We start from the raw sequence: 21416 nt of genomic DNA, 5'->3' as shown, positions 1-21416 counted from the left end.
ACTTGTTATATTTACAAGTAGCTCTTTTTTATTAATTACATTTAAAAGCGTAATATCTTTGTAACCAAGAGGAATCTGCTTCAGTTAAATTACCTGAAATTTTTAACCAATAAAGAGTATCATTTTCAGAAGATACACTTACATTACTCTGAGTAAATACTTTTCTAGGGCTATTTTTTAGATAACTAATGTATTTACTTGCCGAACTTTGATCAAGAAAAGGACCACAAGTTAGAGTTATAGGTTTACTAACCTCTTGCGTAGTATTGCTTTGTTGCGCTGTAGTTTTATCCGTTAATCCTGCATTTTTTTCAGCTTCTTCCTGCTTTAATGCTTCTTGCGCAGGAACAACTGAAGTTTCTACCGTGCTTGGATCTACAACTAAATCATTTTGCTCTTCAATCGTGTTGTCTATTGCCGTTAAAGTAGGAGTAGATAAATTTAAAGAACTTCTGAGCTTGTCAACTATTTCTTTTTGCTCTTTTGTCATGCTTACATATGGGTGAGCATAGTTTGGAGCTTCGCTAGGTCTTGTTTCATCTAAGACTAAATAGTTTTTATTATCTTCAAAGAATGAGATATAACCCCAAGTTTCTTTTGGTACTTCAGCCACTTCAACTACTTTTGCAGTTGTAACACGAGAGTGTGAGGAACTTATATTGTTTTTATAAATACCTCTAATGCTATATACAGCTATTAAAAGTACTAGCAGTACAAGTAAAATATCCGCACGTCTTACTTGTCTACCTTTAATTTCAAAAATAGATTTATTTAAATACTTTATGGTTGAATCAATAAAGTTATTAATATTTCTTAATATCTTTACAAAGTAATTTTCTTTTCTGTGATAAGCTAGAAACTTCATATAAGCTTCCTCAAAAGCTAGTTTAGGTCATAAGGATCAACATCTATATAGAAAATAGGTCTATGTCTTTTGTATAGTTCACTTTCATAGAATTCTCTATTCACTTTCTGGAGAATCTCATTTCTAGCCTTTCTATCGGCAACAATGAAATCTATGACAAACTTATGTAGTTTATTTTGTTTTCCTACATCATATAAATTTACAGAATTAGCCAATTTTCCATCACCATACTCATTTATGGTTTGCGTTAAAAGTTTCATTAACTCTTGTGCTAAAAGAACTACTATTTCTTGGTTCTGATGTCTTAGAGCTAAATAAGCTTGATGAGTAAATGGTGGGTAATTTAAATCCCTTCTTATTTGTAAATATAGATTTGCAAAATTGAAGTAGCTCAAAGTTAAAAGGTCGTGATAGATCTTCTCGTGAGGCATTGCAGTTTGCAAAACCACCATACCTGGCTTACTCTCTCTTCCAGCTCGACCAGCTACTTGAACATATAACTGTGCTAATCTCTCACTAGAGCGATAATCCTCACTTAACATTAAGCCATCTATATTTAATAAAGCTACTAAGGTTACATCTGCAAAATGGTGTCCTTTAGCTAGCATCTGGGTGCCAATTAGAATAGCTCCCGCAGTGTTATGAGCTCTATTCAAATTATACTCTAATTCTCCAGAGTTCTTTGCGGTATCTCTATCAATTCTAATTATTTTATCACTAGCGTAAAGATTTGCACACAATTTTTCAATCTGTTCAGTACCTGCACCTAAAGGCTCCAGAAAAGTAGAATTACAACTCGGACAATGGTCTGGAATATGACTAAATCTAATCCCACAATTGTGACAATGTAATTCATGTTTACGTCTATGATAAGTTAGGGGACGATCACAATCTGGGCAAAGAAAAATATAGCCACAATCATGGCACACTAATTGAGGAGCATAACCACGTCGATTAAGAAAAAGTAATACTTGATTATTCTTTCCTAGCTCTTCCTGCATTAAATTCCATAGATCTACAGTTATACCAGCCTTATTTAACAAAACACGTTTATCTTCAATCCCAACAAAATCTTGCTTACGTATATCTAAAATAATAGTCTTATTTTCATTAGTTGTTGCTGCACGACGAGATAAAATTAGATGTTTATACTTGTTTATAGCAACATTATACAAACTAGTAAAACTAGGAGTTGCAGACCCCATAACAATTGGTACTTGTAAGTTGTTTGCACGCACAGCGGCTAAATCTCTTGCATTGTAACGAAAGTCATTTTGTTGTTTATATGAAGAATCATGCTCTTCATCTAAAATAATGCAACCAAGGTTCTGCATTTGCATAAAAACCGCTGATCTCGTACCAATTAAAATACTTATTTCACCATTAAGACATTCTTTTACTAACTGATTTTTACTTTCATCATCAATATTAGAATGGATTATTCCTATCTTAACATTAAAACGATTTTTGAAGCGACTAACTGTCTGTGGTGTTAAACCTATTTCAGGCACTAAAACTAAGCAACTTTTACCTTGTAAGAGGTAGTACTCAATTATCTGTAAATATACCTCAGTTTTACCAGAACCTGTTACACCATCTAGTAGATAGGCATTATAACCGGTTGCTCTAGTTACTTCTTGATAAACCTGTTGCTGTTGCGCATTTAATTGGAGTTTATTACCTTGGTTAATTAACTCCCCATGAATATCTTCTATTGGAGAGTTTTGATAAGGTGCAAACCATTTACTTGCACGTTGTTTGAATTCTGGTATAGATGCACTTTGACAAGTAACTATTGTACTTTCTAAGTTTATAAGCTGTTGTGAAACTAAAAACTCAAAAGATTTACTATTTTGATTGACCTTAGGAGTTTGTTTACTTAACTGTAAAATCTCATGATAAGTTAAAGAATCCAAACTTAACTCTTCATTACTGGTTAAGTATGGATATTTAGTCTTAAGTCTATAAAGAAAATAGTTACTTTGAACTAAATTAAGAATCAATTTAAATATTGTTAAATTGATTTCTGAATCTTTTAAATAGGTTTTGAACTCTAAGGTTCTTTCATTTGCACTTAAAGGAGCACTCAATAACATTGCTAAGTTAGCAAAATCATCAGAGCTTTCTTTCCCTAGTAGACTATTCTCTATGAATAGATTTAATTCTAGCAAACTCGTAATTTTTGTAGCGAAATAAATACTTATTAAATTAAAAATTGAGGGCGAAAATTCATATTTAACTAAGTAAAAACTACTAACCTTTGGTAGGCTTGTACGATAAAGTGGTGGTAAAGCTGCAAATAAAGTATTACCTAAACTTGCAATATAATAATTACTTGCAAACTTCAAACTTTTTAAAAGTTCAGCACCAAAGTACTGGGGATTTACTACTTTTAGTACAGGTTTGACTCTCTTAATCTTAGGGTCTACTTGTGCTAAAAGATTAATTACAACCGCATGTATATCTCTACCATTAAAATTTACATAGACTATCCCACCTACTCTTACTTCACCAAGAGAGGGATCAAGCTTATAAAAGAAAGTCTGATTTAAATTTACAGGTACTACTACTTCAATATACATCCAAAATAATCCATTAAATTATAAAAGTAAAAGCGAGAAACACTTCTCGCTTTTATTCTTAATTATTTGTTGTGGTAACGATTGTAGCTATCTAGGATTTCTTTTTCAGCAGACGCTTTGTCTTCCCAAGCTTCAACTTTAACCCATTTACCTTTTTCTAAGTCTTTATAGTGTTCGAAAAAGTGTTTAGTTTGTTCTTTTAGATATTCAGGGAAATCATTGATATCTTGAATATCTTTGTACATAGGGGCAATTTTATCGTGTGGAACAGCTAATACTTTAGCATCAACACCTGACTCGTCAGTCATTTTTAATACACCTACAGCACGACAACGAATTACAGCACCGTGTACTAATGGGAAAGGTGTTAATACTAATACGTCAACTGGATCACCATCTAATGATAAAGTTTGATTAATAAAACCATAGTTTAGAGGATAAACCATTGCTGTACCGATAAAACGATCACAGTAAAGAGCACCAGACTCTTTATCCACTTCATATTTAACTGGATTAGTATATGCTGGAATTTCAATTACAACATTGAAATCATGTGGTAAATCTTTACCCGCAGGAACTTTTTCTAATAACATAAAAATCCTTAATTATTTAAAAATATCCGAAGATAAGCATATATATTATATCAATTTTACCAAAAAACTGAATAAAAATCTTACATATGCAAAAGAGGAACCCTTATTAAGGATTCCTCTTTATAAACAATTATTTAGCTGATTTTTCAACTAATTCGATAATCGCCATAGGTGCTGCGTCACCTGCACGGTAACCGTATTTAAGGATACGAGTGTAACCACCTTTACGATCTTTAAATAATGGACCTAATACGTCGAATAATTTTTTAACAGCTTCTTTGTTATTACCTAAACGAGCAAACGCTAAACGACGGTTAGCAGTTGTGTCTTCTTTAGCTAAAGTGATTAATGGTTCAATGTAAGAACGTAATTCTTTAGCTTTAGGTAAAGTTGTCTTGATAACTTCGTGTTCAACTAAAGCAATAGATAAGTTACGGAACAACGCTTTACGATGTGCACTATTGCGGTTTAGTTTACGACCAGTTTTTAGATGGCGCATCTATTAAAACTCCTAGTAAGCTGAACTTTTAATATTTAAGTTCTGCTGGTGGCCAATTCATTAGGCGTGTACCTAATTGAAGACCATGATTTTTAAGAATATCCTTGATCTCATTTAGTGACTTACGACCTAAGTTAGGTGCTTTAAGTAAGTCAACTTCGCTTTTCTGAACTAAGTCACCAATGTAGCGAATGTTCTCTGCTTTTAAGCAGTTAGCTGAACGAACAGTTAACTCTAATGCATCAACAGATTCTAATAAGATCGGTTCAAATTCAGGTTTTTTAACAGTTGGTTCTGCTTGTTGCTCAATAGCTTGAAGATCTACAAAAGGAAGTAGTTGTTGATGTAAAATTGAAGCAGCATGACGAATAGCATCTTCTGGATCAATAGTTCCATTTGTTTGTAAAGTAATGGTTAACTTGTCATAGTCGTTTGATTGACCGTGACGAGCATTAGCTACTTCATAATTCACTACTTTTACTGGAGCAAATTTAGCGTCTAATAACACAGTTTTTGAGCCAAGGATGCTAATTTTTGGTTCTACACCTTTTTCGCGACGATCTCTAGCTGGAGAATAACCAGTACCAGTCTGAATGCGTGCATAAATACGAATTTCAGCTTTAGGTGAAGTTAAGTTACAAAGAACTAAATCTTTATTAATTACTTCTACGCCAGGTTGTAAGATTACATCGCCAGCTTTTAAAGGACCAACGCCTTTTTTCTCAAACTGAACGATAACCTCATCCATGTCGTCAGCTAGTTTTACAGCTAACTCTTGGAAATTCAGAAGAATGTTTAATACATCTTCTTGAACACCTTTAATTGTATCGTATTCTTGCTGTATACCTTCAATACAAACTTCGGTAACAGCTGCACCAGGCATAACAGATAAGAGGATACGACGTAAACTGTTTCCTAAAGTATGTCCAAAACCACGTTCTAAAGGTTGTAATGAAACTTTCGAAAAATATGGTTCTGCATACTCTTCAATGTCAATCGTGGATGGAGTAAGAAGTTTAGTACTTTTTGATTCCATAAAATCCTCTACTTGATATTATTTCAGACTAATTATTTTGAGTATAACTCGATAATTAACTGTTCATTGATAATGATATCAGCTGGGATTTCTGAGCGTTCTGGAACAGCTTTGAAAACACCTTCCATTTTATCAGCATCAACGTCTAACCATGTAGCGCTTAAACGGTTTTTAGCTAATTCAAGAGCTGATTTAATACGAACTTGTTTCTTAGCTTTTTCACGGATTGATACAACATCGCTTGCTTTTAATTGGTAAGAAGGAATGTTTACCACTTTACCGTTAACTAAAACGCTTTTGTGACTTACTAGTTGACGAGCTTCAGCACGAGTTGCTGCGAACCCCATTCTGTAAACTGTATTGTCTAAACGGCTTTCTAATAATTGTAATAAGTTCTCACCTGTATTACCTTTTAAGCGGTTCGCTTCAAAGTAATAGTTGCGGAACTGACGCTCTAAAATACCGTATAAACGACGAACTTTTTGTTTTTCACGTAATTGATTACCGTAGTCAGATAAACGAGCTCTACGAGCACCGTGTTGACCAGGTGCAGTTTCTAAACGACCTTTCTTTAATTTATTTTCTAAACCACGTAAAGATGATTTTAAGAATAAATCTGTTCCTTCACGACGGCTTAGTTTTACTTTAGGTCCTAAATATCTTGCCATTTTATGCTTTCTCCAATATTTCTACCGATAACGTTGTTAATTAAACACGACGTTTTTTCGGAGGACGACAACCGTTGTGAGGGATAGGTGTTACATCAATAATGCTAGTGATTTTGTAACCAGCTGCATTTAATGCACGAATTGTTGATTCACGACCTGGACCAGGACCTTTTACGCGAACATCAAGATTTTTTAAGCCGAATTCTTTACATTTTTCAGCTACACGTTCAGCAGCTACTTGACCAGCGAATGGAGTAGATTTACGTGAACCACGGAAACCAGAACCACCAGCTGTAGCCCATGCTAACGCATTACCTTGACGATCTGTAATAGTAACGATTGTATTATTGAAAGAAGCGTGGATATGTGCAACACCATCAACTACGTTCTTTTTAACACGTTTTGCACGTGTGTTACGAGCAGGATTAGCCATGTTACTTTATTCTCCGATTATTTCTTAATTGGTTTAGCAGGACCTTTACGAGTTCTCGCATTAGTCTTAGTACGTTGACCACGCACTGGTAAACCACGACGGTGACGTAAGCCACGGTAGCAACCTAAGTCTGTTAGACGTTTGATGCTCATGTTAACTTCACGACGTAAGTCACCTTCTACAGTGAATTTAGCAACTTCAGCACGTAACTGTTCGATTTGTTCTTCTGATAATTCCTTGATCTTTGTACTTGGAGCAATACCAGTAGCTTCACAGATGTGTTTAGCACGTGTTGCACCAATACCATAGATTGCAGTTAGAGCAATTACAGCATGTTTTTGATCAGGAATGTTAACGCCTGCAATACGGGCCATTTGCACTCCTAGAGTAATAAAAAAACTATGTATCTTGAAAAGCCCGTTTCAGGATACTCAAAACATAGTCTTAATAACAAAAAATAAAAATAGCATTATTATTAATAATGCTGCCTAAGATTTTTAAGTTGGTTTAACTAAAAACGGTTAAGGTGAGAATATCTACTTTAAAACCTAAGAACCAGAATCTAGAACTTGCATAAACTTTTTTAATTTCCCTTATTATCTTGAAAAAATTAATTTTCTTATTTATTTTAACGGGTAATATTGTTTACACAGAATAAACCAACGGCTTGTATTATAGCATAATAAAAAAATCTTTTCTATTCTTTTTTCAATATTTTTTACTTTACTACGTATTGTTGAGCTTACTTTAATGTAATGGTATAAATTAATGCTATAATTTAGCTAAAAAGCTAAGAAACTAAATTATTTATGTTCAAAAAATTTTTTAATTTATTTAATAAAGCAAAAGATAAAGAAGAGACTAAACAAAAGCACAAGTCTCAAGCAAATAATATTTCTTTAAATGAGTTCAAGCATCTTGAATCAACAATTGAAATAGATGAGCTAAACACTATTACCCCGCAGCTTGAAGCTGAATTTAATATCTTCACTAAATTTCTTGAAGAGCAAAAAGAATTTAAACTAAATATCTCCCAGGCTCTTTTATCTGATGCTCAAAAATTAACTCAAAAGAATTTATTTGACCTAATCGTCTCTTATAGCAAGGAATATCAAACTTTTACCAGCCACATCTTAAAGCAAAAGACAGAAGTGGATAAACTAGACTCTCGTTTTCTTTCTTTAATGGCTTCTATTGAGGACGTATTTAATAAAAAATTATTTGATAAGCAAGGAAACATTGACTTAGATAGCCTAGCACTAATTAACTTTTTCTTGAATGATATTTTTTATAAAAATAAGGATTCTTTAATTCAAGATAAGCACAGCTTACAGTCACAGGATTTATATGACATCCTAGAGTCGCATTTCTCTGGAATGGCACCTTCAAAGTTCTATCAAACCTATGTTAAAGATTTGTACCCACAACATCTCTTACAAAAGTTGGATCAGGATATTGAAATGGCGATAGGAAAAGACAATGATTTCTTTGATTGCCGTCTTCCACTACTATTACTGATCCCTACCGTTCGTAAGGGTACATTTTTACCTTTAAGCTATCACGAAATTATTTTAAACTTTTTCTCTGATAGGATTGAAAATCCAAAAGATCAGTTGCACTTTTTAGAAATGCGTAGAAGTGTAATCACTTATGACCTACCTTTAGTAGAGCTTCTAATTACACAGTATTTAACAATAAAAGCATATGAGTATGATTTAATTAATCAATCTTATTTTATTGATAAAACTAACCTAGAAAGCTTCTTGAATAGAATTAAAATGCAACCAATCTACTTATTTGCATATTTAATATTAGCAAGAAGAAAATCTAAACAAGACAAGATATTCTTACATGAAAAGGATATTCTAATTTTAGATAGATTAAGTTATTTATGTGACAGCAATGTTGACTTTAAAAACTTATACCTTTATTTAAAAGGTAAAGGACTTTAGGACTTTTATGAATTGGTTAGATAAAGAAATAACATTGCTCAATAGTAATTGGAATGATCTTGGAAAGTTTATCGCAAACTCAGATTTGAAAAACAAGATAGAACAACTATATGCAAGTGATAACGAGAAGATACGCCCACAAAAGCATGAACTATTTAATGCTTTTAAGCTTCCTCTTAACAAAGTAAAAGTTGTTATCTTGGGACAAGATCCTTACCCTTCAGATCATGCACATGGGCTTGCTTTTAGCTCACAACTACCGGATCAGGTTCCTAAAAGTTTAGCTAATATTTTTAAAGCTTTACAGTATGATTTTGGTGAAGAGTATTTACCTAATATACAAGGGGTAGCAAATTTAACTCCTTGGCTCAATGAAGGAGTATTTCTTCTTAACACCAGATTAACTGTAAACATGAAAGAACCTTTAGCACCTGAACATGATATATGGGAAGACTTTATCGTTGAGGTTTTTAAACACTTAGCAAGAGAAGAAAACTTAGTTTACTTACTTTGGGGTAAACATGCACAGAAGTATTTAAAATACATAAACAAAGACAAAAATTTTGTTATTGAGACTGTTCATCCTTCTCCGCTTAGTGCTTATCGCGGTTTCTTTACTGCTAACTGTTTTTTAAAAACTAACCAATATCTTGAGAGTGTAGATAAATCACCTATAAAATGGTAATACTTAACTAAAAACTCCCTCAGCTAGAATAAGCATGAGGGAGTTTTTAGTTATTTAATATGTAAAACGAATATTGTAAGCGTAATTGTTTTGAACTTTAATCCTGCGAAGCCCACTCTATATCAGAGTCTTCTTCATCTTCACCATCTTCAACAAAGGTACCAAATAAACCATATGAAACTTCTGAGCTTGGAAATTGTTCAATTAAGCTAAGAATTTCTTCTATATCTGCCAAAAGAACGTCTGGTTCCTCTAAAGTACTTTCTGTAATCAGATCTAAATTCCAAAATCCCTCTGGATATTTCTCTAGATCTTCATCTTCAAGCATTTCTCTATCAAAAAATTCAGGATCATCAAACTCAAAATTTAACTTATTAGCTTTGCTGATAAATTCTTCGATACAATCTTCACTTCTAAATAAAATGTGGTGAAGGAAGATATGGTCTAAATGTTTTAAAGATCCATTTGCTTCTAGATCCGCAAAAGTAGCATTTACTACTTTTTCTAGTTCCTTTTTGCTGTAAGAATGGTTACTTTGCATAAAAAATTAAAAATGTAAATTAAAAAGAAAACCTTGCAGATTATTATACAACAGCTTAGTTAAAATTAAATAAAAAAAAGGGAAGATATAAACCTTCCCTTTCTAAATAGATCTTATTAAAGAATAGTGGCTCCTCCTGCTGGACTTGAACCAGCGACATACGGATTAACAGTCCGCCGTTCTACCGACTGAACTAAGGAGGAATAAAAAATTGGAATTTTTATTTGAAATAATGGTGCCTCGAGCCGGAATCGAACCAGCGACACAGGGATTTTCAATCCCTTGCTCTACCGACTGAGCTATCGAGGCAAAAAATGGCTCCTCCTGCTGGACTTGAACCAGCGACATACGGATTAACAGTCCGCCGTTCTACCGACTGAACTAAGGAGGAATTGTAAATATCTTCTTAATCTATAAAAAGATAACAATAAAAAAGTGGCTCCTCCTGCTGGACTTGAACCAGCGACATACGGATTAACAGTCCGCCGTTCTACCGACTGAACTAAGGAGGAATCGCAACTATTTAATAAATCTCTTTAACTAAAAAGAAATTTTTATAAAATGGTGCCTCGAGCCGGAATCGAACCAGCGACACAGGGATTTTCAATCCCTTGCTCTACCGACTGAGCTATCGAGGCGAATACTGTATTATTAACCAAATATCTAAGCTTTTTTTCTTTGCTTCCCTTGGCTAACGGGTATATTATGCAATAATTAAAGTTTAATGTCAACAACAAAATTTAAAAAAGTCTTTAATCTGTTGTTTTTTACTAACCAAAAAATCGCTAGTTTTATCTAAATAATTACTTATTTTAGCTAAAAAGTTACTTTTTGCAGGTTAATATAAGAAAAAATTAGCAATAAACCAAATAAATTAACCTTTTTATTTAACATTTTTTTATTAAAGCAAAATATTCACAAGAAAAAGACATTCCTTCCACTAAAATTAAACCAACTCAATTTGATTAAAGTTAAATGGGGTTTGAATATATTGAAACACAAGCCTCTACTATTACTCTCCTCTTAATAATAGACTTAATAACAATATAATCTAATATATGACCACCTAGTCTTCTCTTAAATGCTTGCTGTACTTACACTATGGGATATAGACTTTACAATCTTCTTTATATAGTTAAAGAGAGGAGAAACCTCATATATAAAGATCTCTCCCCTCAATTAAAGCTAATATTTGTTAGATAACAACTCTAACAGTTTCTATCTTAGAAAACTCTGTGTATAAAAGTTCCATTTGAGCAGGACTTTCTACATTTAAAGTTACAGAGCAAGAAACATAATTACCTTTGCTACTTTTTCTTGTCGTTACATTAAAATCTTTAATGTTATGCTCTTGCATCAACTTATTAATACCGGCTAAGATAATTTCCTCTTTATCACCGACAACTTTAAAACTAACTTCAGATGGAAAGTCCATTAATTCTGGAATTTTAGTTCCTAACATATATACCTCTAAATTTTTGTATATTCTTTTTCTGCTCTATTATAACCTGATTTTAGCGTTTGACTATAGAGTTTATTCTCTAATAGATAGATAGTAATTGATTTTCTCTGTTACGCTTTTCCTTATTATTAAATCTCTATATGCTAAAATATCTTCACATCTTTATAACTTAAGGAATTATCTTTTTAATAATATGATCAATTATTTAAAGTACCTACTTATATTTTTGACTAGTTTAGTATTTAGCGTTCAAGCATTTGCTTCTAATAACCAAACCTTAAAAGTAGGTATGGTTTTAACACCTAATTACTTCATTAAAGATGGGGAGACTACTCTTGGTCTTGATTATGAAATTCTAGAGAATTTTGCCAAGCAAAGAAATCTGGTATTAGATATAAAAGTTTACCCCTCATTATCAAGTTTAGCTAAAGGGCTCGAACAAAACGAGGTTGCTATTATTGGTGGAAATCTAACCAATCACTTTAGATTTCTAAAAAAGCACTATCAAACAACACCCTACCTAGTAGAAAAACTGACTATTATTGCTTATGAACAACATTCAAGCAGTACTGTAAGATACCCAACTCATAGTAACAATATCTTTCAAGCAGCGGGAGCGGATTATAGTAAGGTTTTACCCTTGAAAATCCACGAGACTGATTTAAATATTTTTGGCTTATTTAAAAAAGTTGCTAACTTAAATAAGTATCAAACTTTAAATGTGCGCTACATTGTTACTTCTGAAAATAAAGCTAGAGCACTACAGCAAATTTACCCTACAACCAAGCTTTTTAACGCAAAAGATAAGAATGGGAAAGATGTTACAATCAATGACGTGTTCTTTATCAAAAATGATGAACTACGAAATGATTTCAACAATTTCCTAGATAACTTCATCAATACTAAAACGTTTACAGATATTAAATACAACAACTTAAATTCATTAAAGTTCTTTAATCGTGAAGAGAATAGAAGTTTTGTTAGTAACATGCAAACTAAATTTCTTCAATATAGCCCCCTCTTCCGCAAAAACGCAACTGAAATGGATTGGCGTTTGGTTATGGCTGTAGGTTATCAAGAGTCTCGTTGGACACCTGACGCCGTAAGTCCTTGGGGACCTAGTGGTTTAATGATGCTAACTAATGCTTCAGCCAAAGCTCTTGGGGTTACTAATAAACTTGATGCCAAACAGTCAATTACTGAAGGTACGAAATTATTAATGAAATTTCGCAATAACCTAACTAAAGAAATTAAAGGTTATGATCGAGACATGTTTGCTATTTCCAATTACAACCAAGGAATTGCTAAAATTATCGATGCTCGAACTTGGTTGAGAAAACACGGCTTTGATCCAAACTCTTGGGTTGACTTAGCAAAGCACTATCCAGACATGAGTAATGAAAAGCATAAATATGGCAAGATCAATGGTAAGTTAGCTTCTGAGTATATTATTAATGTACGCAAATGGCACTATATGATTATTAACTATACTCATTTTTATAGGTTTTAACTCTGAAGCTATAGCTAAAAAATTATTTTATGCTATGATAACTATCATTAGACTATCAACGTGTCAAATCAGGATTTTGCAATGAAATATTTTAATTACGCAGCAGGTCCTTCTGCTTTATTTCCAGAAGTAGTAGATCAAATTAAACAAGAGTTATGTAATTGGCAAAACACTCACTCTTCGGTGTTCGAAGTTAGTCACCGCGGTGCTGAGTTTATGGCATTTGCTCAAAACATGGAAAAAACCTTTAGAGAGTTATTAGGTATTCCTGAAGACTACGCGGTTTTATTCCTACAAGGTGGTGGTCGTGGAGCTTTTGATGCTGTTCCTTTAAACTTGCCATTAAAACACAAACGCGCACTTTACTTAACTTCAGGACATTGGTCGCGCCAACCTGCGCTTGAAGCAAAAAAATATCTTGAAGTTAAAATTGCAGAACTAGTTGACCAAAACTTCAAACCAACAAAATTAGATTGGACTGAAGAAACAAAAGACTGTGACTATGTTCACTTTACCGCTAACGAAACTATTGAGGGGATTGAAAACTTTACACCTCCAAAAGTTTCTCCTGGCGTTATGGTCGTAGCTGACATGAGCTCTGATATCTTATCGCGCCCAATTAATGTATCTGACTATGATGTTATCTACGCTGGTGCGCAAAAAAATATTGGTTGCTCAGGGGTAACTATATATATAGTAAAAAAATCTTTACTGGGTAATGCAGCTCCTTACTGCCCAACTATCTTAAATTGGGATGTTTACTATAAATCAGATTCTTTATTCAACACTCCTGCTACTTTTAGCTGGTATACATGTGGATTAACTTTTAATCATCTTAAAGAAAAATTTGGTAATCTAAGCAACTTAGAAAAACTAAATATTCGTAAAGCTGAGAAGTTATACAACTATATAGATTCAGAAGACTTTTATACAAACAAAGTTGATCCTAGCATTAGATCACGCATGAATGTTTCTTTTACAACTCCAAGTGAAGAGCTTGACGCTAAATTTGTACAAGAAGCTAAAGAAGCTGGTCTATCTGGATTAAAAGGTCATAAAGTTTTTGGTGGATTAAGAGCTTCTACCTATAATGCTTTACCTGAAGAAGCTGTAGATGCTTTAATTGACTTTATGAAATCATTTGCAACTAAATATCGTTAATTGTAATTTTAAATTTTGTCTATAAAACTATACTATATAGATATCTTTAATTAACCTATCCAAGAAGTAACTATGAATTTACAATTAATCAAAAAAAGCTTATTTACTTTCAGCGCAGCTAGCTTAGCTTTATTTTTTTCTAACCTAAGCTCTGCTAATGTTGTTGCAGGTAAGGATTACACTGCTTTAAATCAACCACAGACACCTAATCCTACAGTTTATATGGCTATGTCTTTAAGCTGTACTCACTGTGCTGACTTCACTAAAGTGTATGAAGTACCTGAAAAAATTAAAGAAATGTTAAAACAAACTTATCCTGATAATGGTGAGTTTCTTGAATTCCACATTGTAATGTCTAACACTCCAATTTATAATGACTTTGCTCGTTTACGTTCAGTGTTATATGTTACAAAAAGAGATGATCTTTTAAGTAGTGCATTTGACCTACCTTACAAATATAAAGGTAGCGATCAAGTATTAAAAGATTGGGTTTCTACTAATTTGAAACTAAATAAAGCAGATACAGATGCTTTATGGAATAGCTCTGCTGTTAATACTTTCTATAATAAACAAGAGGAATTAACAAAACAGTACGATATTCGTCAAACTCCAACTTTTATCATTAACGGTAAATATGAGTTAAACTTAAGTAGTATTGCTATTCCTTATCAAAACCCAACTCCTAGCCAAATAGGTGACGCGGTTGTTAATCAAATTAAAGAAATTCTTTTAAAAACAACTAAATAATTTTCAATAAAAAAGAAGGCTCTTGCCTTCTTTTTTATAAAATTTCTCAAAGCTTTTATTTTCCTTAAAAATATGTCAGATTCAAATAGAAAACTAGAACTAATTAGAGAAGATATTAATAATATTGATCAGCAATTAATAGATCTTCTAAGCAAAAGACGAGATTTATCTGCAGAGGTTGCACAATATAAAATTAAAGAGTGCAAACCAATTAAAGATTTTAAACGCGAACATGAGTTAATTACTTCTTTAGTTAATAAAGCTGCTAATGCTAAACTGAACTTAAACTCTGAGTTATTAAATTCAGTTTATAAAAGCATTATTAATGATAGTTGCAACTATCAACAAGAAATAATTATCCAAGAGAAAAATCTTTTTGATTTAAATAGTAAAAAAGAAATTAGCATTTCATACCTAGGCTTACCAGGTAGCTACTCTTATGTTGCAAGTGAAAAATTTGCTAAGCATTTAAACAAAGAAGTTAAATCAACTGGATACGAAACTTTTAATGATGTTTTAAATGCAGTTACTTTTGGTAATGCTGACTTTGCGGTTTTACCTTTAGAGAACACAACTTCTGGTTCTATTAATGAAGTATATGATTTACTAGCTAAAGCTTCGCTAGAAATTGTTGCTGACATTGCTATAGACATTAATCATGTTTATTTAGCGAAAGAAAGCTTTGATGAAAAAGAGATTGAAGAAATCTATACTCATGTACAACCATATGAGCAATCAATTATCCATATTAAAGAACTACAACCTAATGCTAAAGTAAACTTTACAGCAACTACTACGCACGCAATGCTAGCTGTAGCTAATTCAACTAATAAGCGTGCTGTTGCTATTGGTAATTCAAGCTCTGCTTCATTATATGGTTTACAAGTAATTAGTGAAAGTATTGCAAACAGTTCAAACAACCAAACTCGTTTTGTAATTCTTTCTAAAAAAGAAGTTAAATTTGCTGAAAGTGTTTCTTATAAAACTATGCTTCAGCTAATTACAAATCACAGTGAAGGTGCTTTAGTAAACTCTTTAGAGCCTTTCAAAAAATATAATATTAACTTAACTAAACTAGAATCTCGCCCTATCTTAGGTTCACCTTGGCGTGAAATGTTCTTCTTAGAGTTTGAAGGACATATTGAACAAATTCATGTTCAACAAGCTTTAAGTGAACTTGAGCAACACTGTCGTGGTCTAAAAGTAGTAGGCAGTTTCCCTAGTTTTATTACAGTTGAAGAATTGTTTAAATAAAAATTTTCCCTTGAAAACTTCGCTTTTCAAGGGATTTTTTGTAACAAAGCCACCTCATAAATGATAAAATATAAAGTTGCATTAAGGCAAATTTATCGATAAAAAACTTATTACTCATGCAAGAATTTAAACATACTACTGTTATGCTTAATGAAGCTGTTGCTTTATTAGAAATCAAAGAAGACGGCTTCTATGTGGATGGCACTTTTGGAAGAGGTGGTCACTCTTCTCTTATCTTAAAACACCTTGGAGAAAATGGACGTCTTTATGTATTTGATAGAGATATTGAAGCCATTAAACACGCGCAAACATTAAATGACCCACGTATTGTTATCGTACATTCACCTTTCTCAAATATGGGAGAGTACTTTACACAAAACAATCTCCTTGGAAAAATTGATGGAATACTACTCGACCTAGGTGTTAGTTCTCCACAAATTGATAATGCAGAAAGAGGATTTAGCTTTATGCACAATGGACCACTTGACATGCGTATGGACCAAAGCAGTGGTTTAAGTGCTAGAGAGTGGTTGTATCAAACAAGTGAGAAAGAAATTGCAGATGCTTTATTTCTTTATGGACAAGAGAAAAACTCTCGTTCAATTGCTAGAGCAATAGTTCAGCTAAGAGAAAGTACAGAGTTTTCTGATTTCTTACCAGATACAGATGCTTTAGTTAAATTAGTAAAAGGCGCTTCTAAAAAAGTTGATAAAAATAAAAATCCTGCAACAAGAACCTTCCAAGCCATTCGTATAGCAATAAATAACGAGCTAGATGAATTAAAAACTGCATTAAATGATTCTTTAAAAATTTTATCTCCACAAGGAAAGTTAAGTATTATTAGTTTCCACTCTCTTGAAGATGGTATTGTTAAGCACTTTTTCAAACAATACTCTACTAGTGAAAGCTTACCTAAATTTTTGCCTATTGCTGATACTGATTTAGAAGGTAATGAACCTTATTTTTCTCATACTACTAAAGCTATTAAACCTAGTGAAGAAGAAATTGCAGTTAACACACGCTCGCGTTCAGCAATCCTGCGTGGAGCAACAAGATCTTCAAAACCTTTCAATGGCTTATAACTTTTATAGACTAACGTGAACTTCTTTAAACCACCTCAATACTCGAAAGCGAAGAATAAAGGTAAAAATAAGAAGACTTCTAAAACCTCTGGAATTTTCTCGACAGATATGCCAGAGGAGACATCAGAGAAAGAGACAACACCTTTAAGTACCCAAGAAGTTAATGATGCTTCTCAAGCCAATGGAACAGCTACTGCGGATTTAGTTGAAAATTTAAGTGAAAATCGCTTTGATCAGCAAAAAGCGCAAAGTAAAGATTACAAAGAAGAAACTAAAGAAAGACGCAATAAATACATAGCACAAATCTATGGCAATTTAAATTGGGATTCAAACTTAACTCCACTAAAAATACTTTACAAAGATCTCAGCACAAAACTCTTCTTAACCATTATTCTTTGTTTAGTTGTTTTGGCTTTAGCTATTACAAAAATTTATATTACTCGTCTATCGATTGATAATACTGTTAAGTATTCTCAGTTACTTGCTGATAAGAATTCTCTTACTTTGTCAAATGATAATTTATATCTAGAATTTTTATCCTTAACCTCCAAATCTAACATTATTAGAATAACTAAAAACAAGATTTACTTGGTTCCAATTTCCACTGAAGCTGAGGTTATAGTTGTAATTCCTTACTTACCACAAAATAAAGTAATACCTACAACAACTATCCCTTTACTTATGACAAACGAGTAAAAAATGGCTAAGAAAAAGCAATTAGGTACCCATAACAACTATTTAGATCCTATTAAAACTAGCTCACAGAAGCGAGATGAAGAAAATTTAAAAGACTTTAAATTTGGGATTAAAATTACTAGCGGTAGACTATACTTTTTTGCTTTTAGTTTATTAATTGTTTTTCTCCTGTACTTAACTTTATATTTTCTTCAATTTTTTACCAATGTTATCCCATTGCGTGATGAACAGCATTTAGTCAAAGAAACTAATGCTCGTATTCAAAGAAATGTTAAATTAAACGCTCCACGCGGGAAAATTGTAGATACTAATGGCAAGATTTTAGCTATATCTACTCCTTATCAAACCTTTGGACTAGATGTAAAAGTATTCCTTGATCCTGCATATAAAGCAGTCAATCAAGTTGATAGTCCAACTTTTATTGCTTTAGCTAAGGCTTTAGATCTAGATCCACAAAAACTTTATCAAGAGATTACTAGTAAGCCTAACTCTAGATACCTTAAATTAAAAAACCAAGTCTCTCCAACTTTAAGCAAATACATTAAAGAACTAAAAATTCCAGGGTTATCTTCATACACTGATTTCCGTAGATTTTATCCATATGGAGACTCTATCTCTCAGGTGATTGGTTTATTAGATAAGGAAGGGAACGGAATGTTTGGTATTGAGAAATTAAAAAATACTGAACTAACTGGAGTTGACGGAGTTATCTCTTACGAAAAAGATTTTAGTCATAACATTATTAACTATAAGAGTACAGTTAACTCACACCCTGGTGAAGATGTAAAACTGACTATAAATATTGACTTACAAGAGAAAGCTTATCAAGCTTTAAATGAAGCCATTATTGATAACAAAGCGGACACTGCTACGGCAATTCTGGTTGAAGTAAAAACTGGTAAGATTTTAGTAATGGCAAATGCGCCTTCTTTTAATCCAAATAACCGTCGTACGATTACTCCTAGTTATTTAAATAACTATGCAATCACTTCGGCATTTGAACCGGGTTCTACTGTAAAGCCATTTGTCGTTTATGCTGGACTTAAAAATAGAGTAATAACTCCAACTACGGTAATTAGCACAAGATATTTAATGGTAGGACGTCATCAGGTTAAAGACGTTGCTCCAAGGGATCATCAGTCAATTAGAGAAATTCTACAGAGATCTTCAAATATAGGGGTTTCTAAAATTTCTCTTTTATTACCAGGAGATACTCTTAGACAAACTTATTTAGCAGCTGGCTTTGGTCAAAAAACAGGATTAGGATTGTCTGGAGAAACTATGGGATATTTCCCATATAACCAGAGATTAACTGAACTTGATAGAGCTGTGTTCTCTTATGGTTATATGCAGCAAGTAACTCCACTACAGTTAGCACATGTTTACGCTACTCTTGGAAATATGGGATTAGAGTTACCTTTATCTATTGTCGAAAGTAACAAAAAGGTTGAAGGAGAACAAAAGCTAGATCCTAAGATAACTAAAACAGTTGTAGAACTTATGACTGGGGTAGCAGAGCAGGGAGGTGGTGGTACTAGAGCCGCTGTTCCTAACTATAAGGTATCGGTAAAAACAGGTACTGCTAAAAAAGTAGAAAATGGCGCTTATGTGGATAAGTATATTGCCTACACTGCAGGGGTAGCTCCCTCTAGTAATCCACAGTTTGCTTTGATTATTGTGATTGACAACCCAAAAGGTAAACAGTACTATGGTGGTGCTATAGCTGCTCCTGTTTGGCGTAAAATCATGGAAAGTGCTTTAGTATATTACAATGTCCCAGAAGACAATATGACAACTAATCGTATAGTCCTAGATAATAAGAAAAATGGTACAAATTAATACTAATTTACAAATTAAAAAGCTATTAGAGTTAATTGAGATTTTAAAACCACTGATTGTTAAATATCAATTAACTAACATTAGCACGCATAGCAAAAAATGTGATCAACATTCAATCTTTGTAGCAACTAAAGGGCTGAATGTTGATGCACGTAAATTTATACCTGAAGTTGTTAACCAAGGTTGTCGTGTTATTTTTACCTCAAACGAAAATTTAATTGGTGAAAATAATTATCTTTACCGCCAAGATGTTATTAACGGAGAAAATGTAGAGATCTTTGAAGTTTATGATTTAAATAAATATTTAAGCTTCTTAACTTTAAAATTCTACGATTACTTAGCTTCAGCGTGTAATCCAGATAAATTTGGTTTAACTATACCAGTTATAGGTATTACTGGTACTAACGGTAAAACCTTAACTACAAATTTAATTTGCCAAGGATTAAAAGCTTTAGTTAATAAACCATCTCCTTATTTAATTGGAACTATTGGTTTAGGTTCATATGACCATTTAACTAAAGCTATTAATACCACTCCAGATGCTTGTACGGTTTTAGATAAAATTTTCCAAGCAGACCTTCAAGACGCTAGCGCTTTAGTTATGGAAGTGTCATCACATGGCTTAGATTTAAATCGTGTAAGAAATGTTCGTTTCAAACAAGCTATTTTTACCAATTTAACTCAAGATCATTTAGACTACCATAAAACTATTGAAAATTACTTCCAAGCTAAAACTCGTTTTTTCACTAAGCATAATGTAAATGATTACATTGTTACTTGTACTGATCAAGAAAATGATTGGGGCGCTAAACTTGTAAAACTTATTTCTTTAAAGCTTAGTCAAGAAAGAGATGAAGGAGCTTCACGTGGTATTTCAGCTTCTACTCCTGCAAGCTTATCATTTTTAGGAGCTATTCCTCCTGATGAGCATATTGCAGGTGCACGCAATACTCTACCTAATCCATTAGGTGAAAATGATTTTCTAGAGCTACAACCAGCTGATTATGACCTAGTAAGCCAGGTATTAAATATTCAGAATAAATCTCGCTTAGCTGTTATTAATATTGGCGAAACTATCAATGAAATTGCAAGTTTTAAAGCTGATATTATCGTAAATCTTCTTAACATTAAGTCAGAAACTAATGGTTTAGTAATTGATTTTAGTTTTGAAGACAAAACAACTGATTTCAAAGCAAGAAAAGAAATTCATGTACCTTTATTAGGTTTATTCAATGCTTATAATGTTCTCACTGCAATTACTTCCCTTTACCTATACGGTTTAGATTTTGAACAAATTATTGCTTTTACTGCTAACTTTAAATCAGTAAAAGGAAGAATGGAAATTATTCCAAACAATGAGAATAAAACAGTAATCGTTGACTTTGCCCATACTCCAGATTCATTAGCAAAAGCTTTAGAAAGTACAAAAGTTCACTTTAAAAACCAAGCTAATAGCAAATTAACCGTTGTTTTTGGCTGTGGAGGTGATCGTGATACTAGTAAACGCGCGATTATGGGGAAAATTGCCAGCACTTTAGCTGATAAAGTTATCATTACAGATGATAATCCAAGAAGCGAAGAGGCTAGTAAAATTGCGGAACAAATTTTTGAAGGCGTTAACCCTAATTTCAAAAATGTTAAGTATATTGCTGACCGCAAACAGGCAATTTATAGCGCGATACAAGAAGCTTCTCCAGGTGATTGTATAGTAATTGCTGGTAAAGGTCATGAAACTGAAAAGATTATTGGTACTCAAGTGTTACACTTCTCTGATCAAGAAGTAGCAAATGAATACTTTAAAAACTAATTTA

The 21416-nt window shown here is 32.8% G+C and carries 20 protein-coding genes and 5 tRNA genes; 10 read left to right on the top strand and 15 right to left on the bottom strand.

The annotated features are described in order from the left end of the window. Positions 1–31 precede the first annotated feature (31 nt). The 8 genes from CKF54_RS01570 to rpsM form a co-directional block, all read right to left on the bottom strand. Positions 32–865 carry a hypothetical protein gene (locus tag CKF54_RS01570; protein ID WP_119524528.1) on the bottom strand — a complete coding sequence of 278 codons (834 nt, stop codon included), beginning with the start codon at positions 863–865 and terminating at the stop codon, positions 32–34. Between the two features lie 17 nt (positions 866–882). Beyond that, positions 883–3447 carry a primosomal protein N' gene (gene priA / locus CKF54_RS01565; protein WP_119524527.1) on the bottom strand — a complete coding sequence of 855 codons (2565 nt, stop codon included), beginning with the start codon at positions 3445–3447 and terminating at the stop codon, positions 883–885. Positions 3448–3509: 62 nt separating this feature from the next. Then, positions 3510–4040 carry an inorganic diphosphatase gene (ppa, locus tag CKF54_RS01560; RefSeq protein WP_119524526.1) on the bottom strand — a complete coding sequence of 177 codons (531 nt, stop codon included), beginning with the start codon at positions 4038–4040 and terminating at the stop codon, positions 3510–3512. Between the two features lie 130 nt (positions 4041–4170). Next, positions 4171–4539, bottom strand: a complete 369-nt coding sequence (rplQ, locus tag CKF54_RS01555; RefSeq protein ID WP_119524525.1) for a 50S ribosomal protein L17 — start codon at positions 4537–4539, stop codon at positions 4171–4173. 28 nt (positions 4540–4567) lie between these two features. Continuing rightward, positions 4568–5575: a DNA-directed RNA polymerase subunit alpha gene (locus CKF54_RS01550; protein ID WP_119524524.1), complete on the bottom strand. Its 1008-nt coding sequence runs from the start codon at positions 5573–5575 to the stop codon at positions 4568–4570. 32 nt (positions 5576–5607) lie between these two features. Next, positions 5608–6243 (bottom strand): 30S ribosomal protein S4, encoded by a 636-nt coding sequence (gene rpsD / locus CKF54_RS01545; protein ID WP_119524523.1) that lies wholly within the window; start codon positions 6241–6243, stop codon positions 5608–5610. Between the two features lie 40 nt (positions 6244–6283). Beyond that, positions 6284–6676, bottom strand: a complete 393-nt coding sequence (gene rpsK / locus CKF54_RS01540) for a 30S ribosomal protein S11 (protein WP_119524522.1) — start codon at positions 6674–6676, stop codon at positions 6284–6286. A 17-nt stretch (positions 6677–6693) separates the two neighbouring features. Then, complete coding sequence (gene rpsM, locus CKF54_RS01535; protein WP_119524521.1) at positions 6694–7050, bottom strand: 30S ribosomal protein S13; 357 nt, start codon at positions 7048–7050, stop codon at positions 6694–6696. Between the two features lie 435 nt (positions 7051–7485). Between rpsM and CKF54_RS01530 the strand changes: the two genes are divergently transcribed. Then, positions 7486–8628, top strand: a complete 1143-nt coding sequence (locus CKF54_RS01530; RefSeq protein WP_119524520.1) for a hypothetical protein — start codon at positions 7486–7488, stop codon at positions 8626–8628. Between the two features lie 7 nt (positions 8629–8635). Beyond that, a complete protein-coding gene (locus tag CKF54_RS01525; protein WP_119524519.1) occupies positions 8636–9313 on the top strand; it encodes a uracil-DNA glycosylase in 678 nt (225 codons plus the stop codon). 97 nt (positions 9314–9410) lie between these two features. Here the strand turns inward: CKF54_RS01525 and CKF54_RS01520 are convergent, their stop codons facing one another. From CKF54_RS01520 to CKF54_RS01490, 7 genes are all read right to left on the bottom strand, one after another. Then, positions 9411–9854 (bottom strand): ribonuclease E inhibitor RraB, encoded by a 444-nt coding sequence (locus tag CKF54_RS01520; RefSeq protein ID WP_119524518.1) that lies wholly within the window; start codon positions 9852–9854, stop codon positions 9411–9413. Between the two features lie 127 nt (positions 9855–9981). Next, a tRNA-Asn gene (locus CKF54_RS01515) sits at positions 9982–10057 on the bottom strand. A gap of 30 nt (positions 10058–10087) precedes the next feature. Continuing rightward, a tRNA-Phe gene (locus CKF54_RS01510) sits at positions 10088–10163 on the bottom strand. Between the two features lie 6 nt (positions 10164–10169). Continuing rightward, positions 10170–10245: transfer RNA gene (locus CKF54_RS01505), tRNA-Asn, on the bottom strand. Positions 10246–10290: 45 nt separating this feature from the next. Next, a tRNA-Asn gene (locus CKF54_RS01500) sits at positions 10291–10366 on the bottom strand. Positions 10367–10416: 50 nt separating this feature from the next. After that, positions 10417–10492 (bottom strand) — tRNA-Phe (locus CKF54_RS01495). Between the two features lie 557 nt (positions 10493–11049). Further along, on the bottom strand, positions 11050–11316 hold the full coding sequence (locus tag CKF54_RS01490; RefSeq protein ID WP_119524517.1) for a DUF493 family protein: 267 nt from the start codon (positions 11314–11316) through the stop codon (positions 11050–11052). 226 nt (positions 11317–11542) lie between these two features. Here CKF54_RS01490 and CKF54_RS01485 point away from each other — a divergent pair, with 226 nt between their 5' ends. The 8 genes from CKF54_RS01485 to CKF54_RS01450 all read left to right on the top strand — a co-directional run bounded on the left by CKF54_RS01485 (position 11543) and on the right by CKF54_RS01450 (position 21412). Then, on the top strand, positions 11543–12826 hold the full coding sequence (locus CKF54_RS01485; protein ID WP_222987469.1) for a transglycosylase SLT domain-containing protein: 1284 nt from the start codon (positions 11543–11545) through the stop codon (positions 12824–12826). 81 nt (positions 12827–12907) lie between these two features. Continuing rightward, positions 12908–13987 carry a 3-phosphoserine/phosphohydroxythreonine transaminase gene (gene serC, locus CKF54_RS01480; RefSeq protein WP_119524515.1) on the top strand — a complete coding sequence of 360 codons (1080 nt, stop codon included), beginning with the start codon at positions 12908–12910 and terminating at the stop codon, positions 13985–13987. A gap of 72 nt (positions 13988–14059) precedes the next feature. Beyond that, positions 14060–14734 carry a thioredoxin domain-containing protein gene (locus CKF54_RS01475; protein ID WP_119524514.1) on the top strand — a complete coding sequence of 225 codons (675 nt, stop codon included), beginning with the start codon at positions 14060–14062 and terminating at the stop codon, positions 14732–14734. A gap of 72 nt (positions 14735–14806) precedes the next feature. Beyond that, positions 14807–15988 carry a prephenate dehydratase domain-containing protein gene (locus tag CKF54_RS01470; protein ID WP_119524513.1) on the top strand — a complete coding sequence of 394 codons (1182 nt, stop codon included), beginning with the start codon at positions 14807–14809 and terminating at the stop codon, positions 15986–15988. A 116-nt stretch (positions 15989–16104) separates the two neighbouring features. Continuing rightward, entirely contained in the window at positions 16105–17070 is a 966-nt protein-coding gene (gene rsmH / locus CKF54_RS01465) for a 16S rRNA (cytosine(1402)-N(4))-methyltransferase RsmH (protein WP_119524512.1), read from the top strand. 15 nt (positions 17071–17085) lie between these two features. Continuing rightward, positions 17086–17766, top strand: coding sequence for a cell division protein FtsL (locus CKF54_RS01460; protein ID WP_147396801.1), 681 nt, complete (start codon positions 17086–17088; stop codon positions 17764–17766). Positions 17767–17769: 3 nt separating this feature from the next. Then, positions 17770–19605, top strand: coding sequence for a peptidoglycan D,D-transpeptidase FtsI family protein (locus CKF54_RS01455; RefSeq protein ID WP_119524510.1), 1836 nt, complete (start codon positions 17770–17772; stop codon positions 19603–19605). After that, positions 19592–21412 carry a Mur ligase family protein gene (locus CKF54_RS01450; RefSeq protein WP_119524509.1) on the top strand — a complete coding sequence of 607 codons (1821 nt, stop codon included), beginning with the start codon at positions 19592–19594 and terminating at the stop codon, positions 21410–21412. The genes CKF54_RS01455 and CKF54_RS01450 overlap by 14 nt, the downstream gene beginning before the upstream one ends. The last annotated feature ends 4 nt before the right edge of the window (positions 21413–21416 follow it).

This window comes from Psittacicella hinzii (assembly GCF_003585885.1).
Classification (GTDB): Bacteria; Pseudomonadota; Gammaproteobacteria; order Enterobacterales; family Psittacicellaceae; genus Psittacicella.
The sequence above is the reverse complement of the archived record's forward strand: the minus strand, read 5'-3'. Positions and strand labels throughout refer to the sequence as shown.